Here is a 5,867-nt window from a genome sequence, read left to right as displayed (position 1 = left end):
TTGAACTTTTTTCTTCAAAAATATCAATACAGTCAGGCATGACCCATCCTTGTAGTTTAGTATCTTGATCAAATACCAAATACCAAAGATGATCTGCTTCATCTGTAACCCAGGCAAACTTTCCTGTAGGTGGAATCCGAACAACGTCAATATTAGTACCTGATTTCAAACAATGAATAATCTTGGCATTTATTGATGGTTGCATTCGGAAATTAACACAACTACTACCTCTTACTTTATGAGAAGAAGTTTCACCATCAAATTTTTGAGCTAAAACTGGCAAAATTATATTTACGTTAAGAGAAGCTGTTAATAATCCTAACATAATATTGAGATTTAAAATAGATATTTTAATCATAATATAACTCTCCGATTCAAAAATTTAAATTTTCAGGTTTTCCATAAATTGACAGGATTATCAACTAGAAACAGAGTAACCATTCAGGGATAGTATCATCTACTGCCAATTCCCAAGCTTCCTATGGAGAAATTAAATCTCCAGTGATCTTCCAAATTCCGCTCTACTCTCTGATGAATGGCTATTCGCTCACCGATGAGTAGGGATTCCCTGTTTTTTTAGATTACCTAAATCAAGCCTTGAAATTGCTTGATAACTTAGGATACATCACAGTCTTGAGTTTAGTCAGTCGGAAAAGTCGGAACTTACAGCCAAACAATTGATCTGAAATATCGGAAATGTCAGCTAAAATAAGTAAAAAATTTACCCTGACAGGGGTACATAAAAGGCTATAACCTAGACAGGACAAGCTTTTTTGCAATGGAATCTGTAAAATTCGGAGGATGAAAGAATAGCAACAATAGTACCAGTATCAATCAAAATAGGACTCACTTACCCAATCCCTCCAAGTAATCTTTATTGGTACTCAAGTCGGATGGCAAATCCTCAGTCACTCCAATAATTACCAAGTTGCGAGCTAAGTCATAGGAACTTTCTTGGGAATTGGCTATTTGAAAATAAACTTGTAGTGCTTCTCTGACTATCTCAGATTCAGTCTTATTCCGTCTGCGGGAAAGACGACTTAAGATGGATTGTTCTTATTCGTCAAGACGGATGGTGATTCGTAAAGATTTCATCTCTGATATTATCTCATTTTTGTTTAACTATTTTAGACGAGAATCAGGAGTACCAAATATTAGAAAAGCGCCTGGGAGTCTGGCCGTGTTTGGGAGTATCCCATTTATGCAAAGCACAATTTTGTATTTCATCATAAGTTCCTTCTAGATAGCACTTCATTAAGAAGTGGTGAGTACGGCCAAAGTCAACGGTAAGGGATTTCTATTCCTTGCCGCTCTTGCTATTTTTCTTAACAAAACTTAACAATTGACGGCGAAATTTTCCTTGCTTTTGTCGTGAGATTTTGGGATAATATTTTTAAAAGACTTTATTCATAATGGGAATCCAAGCACTTCATAATAGACACAACCATCCGATTATAAAATAATCATAACCCAAGCCGCCGCCAAAGTCAAGGGATCACTCCTAATTAGGGTCTGCTGAAAAAGTTTTTCGTGGGGACAGGGTGTGGGGAATTATCAATTGGGGAGTGGGAAGACAGTAAACTGATAACTGATAACTGATAACTGATTAACCTAAATCTCGGTCTTTAGTGACGGTAATTTCCTTAGATAAATGTCGATACCAAGTAAAATAGAGACCGATAGAAAGCAAAAGAAAAACCAAAGCCAAAATCTTCAAACTTTGCCACTGCTTGATGATTAAAACAATCCCCATCATAAAGAGGACTAATTGCCAAGGAACGGTGAGAAAAGCGGCGATGATATCCCGTTGATTTTCCGCTTTAATTTTTGCCTGTAGGTTAGGTTTAACACTGTGACGTACTTCTCCCCAAAAGCCAAAAGGTCGGGTAATATTATAGAAATTTTCCATAACTAAACTATCGGTGGGAGGAGTTAACAAAGTAGCGATAATACAGCCAGCTAAAGCGAACAAACTCGGCACAAGAAAGAGAATATATTCCTGATATTGACTGTGACGAAAGAAAGGTAAAATTATCACTTGTGAGGCAATAGCCGCAATCATTCCCGCTAAAGTTCCCACGGCAAAACCATAACCATTAAAGCGCCACCAATACCAACGTAATAGGAGAGGAACTGCTAATCCCACCCCTAATCCCGTGGTTAACCAACCCCAAATATCATTGACATTTTGGATATTAAAACTCAAAACTAGGCCAATTACTACCACAAAAACCGAGGCCAAACGACCTTGAAAAACTAACTCCTGTTCTCCCGCATTCGGTTTCAAAAAAGCTTGATAGATATCTTTGACCCAATAGGCAGCACTAGCGTTAATAACTGCGTTAAAAGTGGACATAGCTGCCGCTAAAAAAGCAGCAATTAATAACCCTTTCATCCCCACGGGAACGTATTGAGTAATCACCGTGGCCAGAATTCTTTCCGGATCTGTAATCGTGCCTTTAGTTAAACCGTAGTGAATGCCTAAAACCGCAAAAGCTGTGACTAGAGGCCAACGGAAAGAAAGCAGAATAATCCAGAATAAAGATAATAAACCGGCATCTCGATCGCTTTTGGCCGCTAGGTATCGTTGTAACATATAACCACCGCTGCCGCTGCAACCTTCGATGATGGTTTTAACTAAATAAAAGAAAATCACCCCACCAAACAAATTAAAGATGGCATAATCTCCGGGTAAATCCAAAGTCATCGAAGGAAAAATACTAGCCCAGTCGCTTAAATTCCAGGTTTTTGGCTCCGCTGCCCCCGGAATTGCTACCGTGAAACTATCAGGAAGATTGACAGTAAAAAAAGCCACTGTCGATACATAAATTACCGCCACAAAAATCAGAAATCCTTGAAATAAATCGGTAATTACTCCACCATAAAAACCACTGGCCACCGTATAAATCAAGGTTAGAAGAATTAATATCACCGAAGCAAGACGATCATCCATGCCCAAAAACTGCCCTAAAAATTTCCCCCCCGCAACGGAGAAATAACTCATCGCACCGATAGAGAATAAGAGAGTGGCGACGGCGCTAATAATTCGGGCAAAATTCCCCTGTTTTCCTGGTCCAAAGCGAAATTTCATCCATTCCGCCATGGTCATAACTTGGGCGCGGCGATTCCATTTGCCCATAAAAGCCATGAGAAAGGCCATAATTAGGACAACACCGCCCCGGATTTCGATAAATAGTCCTTTAGGACCGACCGCGTAAATTAGGGCAGAAATGACCATAGTTCCCGCTAAATCGGTGTTAGCCGCCATTCCCGACACCCCTAACATCCACCAGGGCAAATTGCGATTACCTAAAAAGTAGGATTCTAGACCTTGAGAAGCTTTTTTCTCGGCTATAATCCCGATTATTAGGGTTGCTGCCAGATACAGCAGCACAATTACATAATCAATTAACTGCATAGTTTCAGATCAATTTAACTTTCGATCGTTATAGCATCAATTGACTACGATTTCTGGCTAACGGTTTCTTTTTCTAAGATTTGCACCCGTTGCTCTAGCTTTTTTAAATCTTCCTTTAATTCAATTACTAAAGTAGCTAAACGCTGGAACAGTGGGTCACTTTCCCCGACTACTTCCCCATTTACTATACCCGTTCCCGATCGCCGTTGGGGAATCGGAGCGGCATTTTCCCCGCGGATGGATATTCCTCGGACCTGACTTTCAAGACGCTCGACTCGATTGCGGAGACTAATTAACTCCGATCTTACCGCCGTATCCGATTGTGCTTTGCTGGCATTAACAAAACTCAGTATTAGCAAAAGGGAGATAATCAGCGTTAAAAAGCCATAAAAAGATATTTTAGCTAATTTCATCGATTTTAACCCCTATCTATCTTACCCAACTTAATGTTAAGAAACGTGGCTAAATCTAAAGCTTAATTGCAATTCCGCCCCCGGGTGATTAGTGGCTCAAAAGAGGATGATAAGGTAAAAAACACGATTTTGTCGAAATTTGGCCTTATCTCTATGTATAAAAACTCGGATAAAGATTTTCTCGGAGCGGCAATCACAGCCGGTTTAGGTGCGGGAATCGTCACTTCTTTTGCTGTCAATCAAGGACAAGACATCGGTACAGCTTTAGGAATTACCGCTTTAGCGGCTCTTTGCGGTGTCATCTGCCGTCATTTTGACCTAATGTGATGCAATCTTCCTCACACCTCCAATTCTGCCGAAAAATCCCGTTTTTTCTCGTATTGATAGGGACCGAGCAGAGCGCCCCAAATTCCCTTACCGGTGCCGGGATCTAGGCCTTTATCGTAGGTTTTTAGGCTATCACTCGTCACCTCGAAACCTAAAGCCACCTGATAGGTTGTCCCCTCATAGGTAAATTTACAGCGCTGTTCCGGTTGCGGTTGGGCGATAAACTGGTATTGATTATCAGCGAGAGTATGGACTTTGACCGCTAAAGTGCAAGTAGGCAGGAAAGTTAGGTCTTCTAAGCTAATTTTTCGCAAAATATCGGGATTTTTGCCCGCACCTTGCACGGATTTCAGGTCATTAAACATATAATGCCTAACCTCTAACCCTCCCGATTCCGAGTGCGTTAATCGCCACAGTCGCGGTCGGTAGGGTTGGTCTAAATTGATTATACTGGCCTGTTCGGCAAAAAGAGCGATGCTGTCTTCCCGAAATAAAGGCAGCGGACGCAACCATAAACGCAGGTGAACATACCACACCGGTTCTGCTTGCGCTTGCCGTTGATTTTCAAATTCACCCGCGAGATACCGACCGAAAGTGATTAATTCAGGGGTCATAGCTCAAAAAATTCTCCGTATTGCCTCAAAATTAATCCTAACACCCATAGAACTCACTTTTTTGACAAAAATGACCTTCAGGTTACTGGGGCCCGCTTAAACCCAGCTATTCCCCCTTTAGTGTACCAATATTCCCAGCGACCGCCAGCAGCACTAGACCAATCCTTGAGGTCAAATTCACCGCTGCCGGAGGGAGTTCCTGCGATGCGGTAGACTTTCACCGCTTGACCGTTATTATTCCAGATTAAAGGCCGATCCGGCTCCATCTGTTCGGGTAGAGTCCCGTTAGTTTGCAGAAAATAGGCATCTTGTCCCTTATCGGTGCCGTTGCCGTAGACTTTGGCGATACCATGCTCATCGATCGCCAGAAAAGCTCCTTCTTCTAAACCGATAGCGTAGGCAGGTAGTTGATTGTGATTATCGTGTACATTGCGGGCTAAAAAACCAAAAAGGCGACCATATCTTGTTTCGGGATGATCTTGATTGAGTCGATCCAAATGGGTATCTGTCACCACTTTTTTGAGAAAAGGAACCCGAATAAAATCACTCCGATAGAAGTCTTTAGTGTTGAAGTGAAAGGGATTATTTAATATTTCCGAACTCAGTACCCCTTCGTGAGTGGGCGCATAGTAAAAATCACCCAGAATAGCCATTCCTGCGCTGGTTCCCGCCACGGGAACTTTTTTCTCATTGATCAGATAATTGATCGCTGTTTCCACCTTTGTGCTTTCCCACAAATCCTCGTACTGATTTTGATCACCACCGGCAAAAAAAAGAATATCGGCATTACGAATATATTCGATAACATCAGGATGATTTGCCCCTTCACGACTATCAATTGATAGTTCCGCCGCCGAGCCGATCAGGGAGGGATAATTGTCGCAAATCCAATCGGCTTGACTGCCAAGATCGCCAAAGCGCAACACTAAGTAATTACCGCCTTTAGCTCGATTTAATAACCATGTGGTCGCTTGATCTTCTCCTAATTTACCTCCTTCCGCTCCCCCGATTAATAAAATACCCGATCGATGTTTTACAGACTGAAAATTGGCTTTTCCACAACGACAAGAATAATGGAAATCTCGATTATGATTG

6 protein-coding genes are annotated in these 5,867 nt (G+C 41.5%); 1 reads left to right on the top strand and 5 read right to left on the bottom strand.

Annotated elements, in window-relative coordinates; all coding sequences use genetic code 11:
- From PX484_RS07975 to PX484_RS07965, 3 genes are all read right to left on the bottom strand, one after another.
- On the bottom strand, positions 1-358 hold a 358-nt coding region (locus PX484_RS07975; protein WP_502882705.1), incomplete at its 3' end, for an SH3 domain-containing protein.
- A 1,248-nt stretch (positions 359-1,606) separates the two neighbouring features.
- Positions 1,607-3,418, bottom strand: a complete 1,812-nt coding sequence (locus PX484_RS07970; protein ID WP_287767346.1) for a sodium:solute symporter family protein — start codon at positions 3,416-3,418, stop codon at positions 1,607-1,609.
- Positions 3,419-3,462: 44 nt separating this feature from the next.
- Positions 3,463-3,831, bottom strand: coding sequence for a hypothetical protein (locus PX484_RS07965; protein ID WP_002803572.1), 369 nt, complete (start codon positions 3,829-3,831; stop codon positions 3,463-3,465).
- 153 nt (positions 3,832-3,984) lie between these two features.
- Here PX484_RS07965 and PX484_RS07960 point away from each other — a divergent pair, with 153 nt between their 5' ends.
- Positions 3,985-4,158, top strand: a complete 174-nt coding sequence (locus PX484_RS07960) for a hypothetical protein (RefSeq protein ID WP_002791720.1) — start codon at positions 3,985-3,987, stop codon at positions 4,156-4,158.
- A gap of 11 nt (positions 4,159-4,169) precedes the next feature.
- Here PX484_RS07960 and PX484_RS07955 read toward each other — a convergent pair whose 3' ends face one another.
- Positions 4,170-4,772, bottom strand: coding sequence for a chromophore lyase CpcT/CpeT (locus PX484_RS07955; RefSeq protein ID WP_002803573.1), 603 nt, complete (start codon positions 4,770-4,772; stop codon positions 4,170-4,172).
- Positions 4,773-4,849: 77 nt separating this feature from the next.
- A partial coding sequence (locus PX484_RS07950; protein ID WP_288103389.1) for a cyanophycinase occupies positions 4,850-5,867 on the bottom strand: 1,018 nt, incomplete at its 5' end.

Origin of the sequence: Microcystis sp. M49636_WE2, from assembly GCF_030065375.1 — a bacterium.
GTDB classification, from domain to species: domain Bacteria; phylum Cyanobacteriota; class Cyanobacteriia; order Cyanobacteriales; family Microcystaceae; genus Microcystis; species Microcystis aeruginosa_C.
Note: the sequence above shows the minus strand (reverse complement) of the source record. Positions and strands in the feature narration are given on the sequence as shown.

Coding starts and splice junctions, on each gene's coding strand:
- PX484_RS07965 (WP_002803572.1), bottom strand. CDS start 3,831: ATGAAATTAGCTAAAATATCTTTTTATGGCTTTTTAACGCTGATTATC.
- PX484_RS07955 (WP_002803573.1), bottom strand. CDS start 4,772: ATGACCCCTGAATTAATCACTTTCGGTCGGTATCTCGCGGGTGAATTT.
- PX484_RS07970 (WP_287767346.1), bottom strand. CDS start 3,418: ATGCAGTTAATTGATTATGTAATTGTGCTGCTGTATCTGGCAGCAACC.
- PX484_RS07960 (WP_002791720.1), top strand. CDS start 3,985: ATGTATAAAAACTCGGATAAAGATTTTCTCGGAGCGGCAATCACAGCC.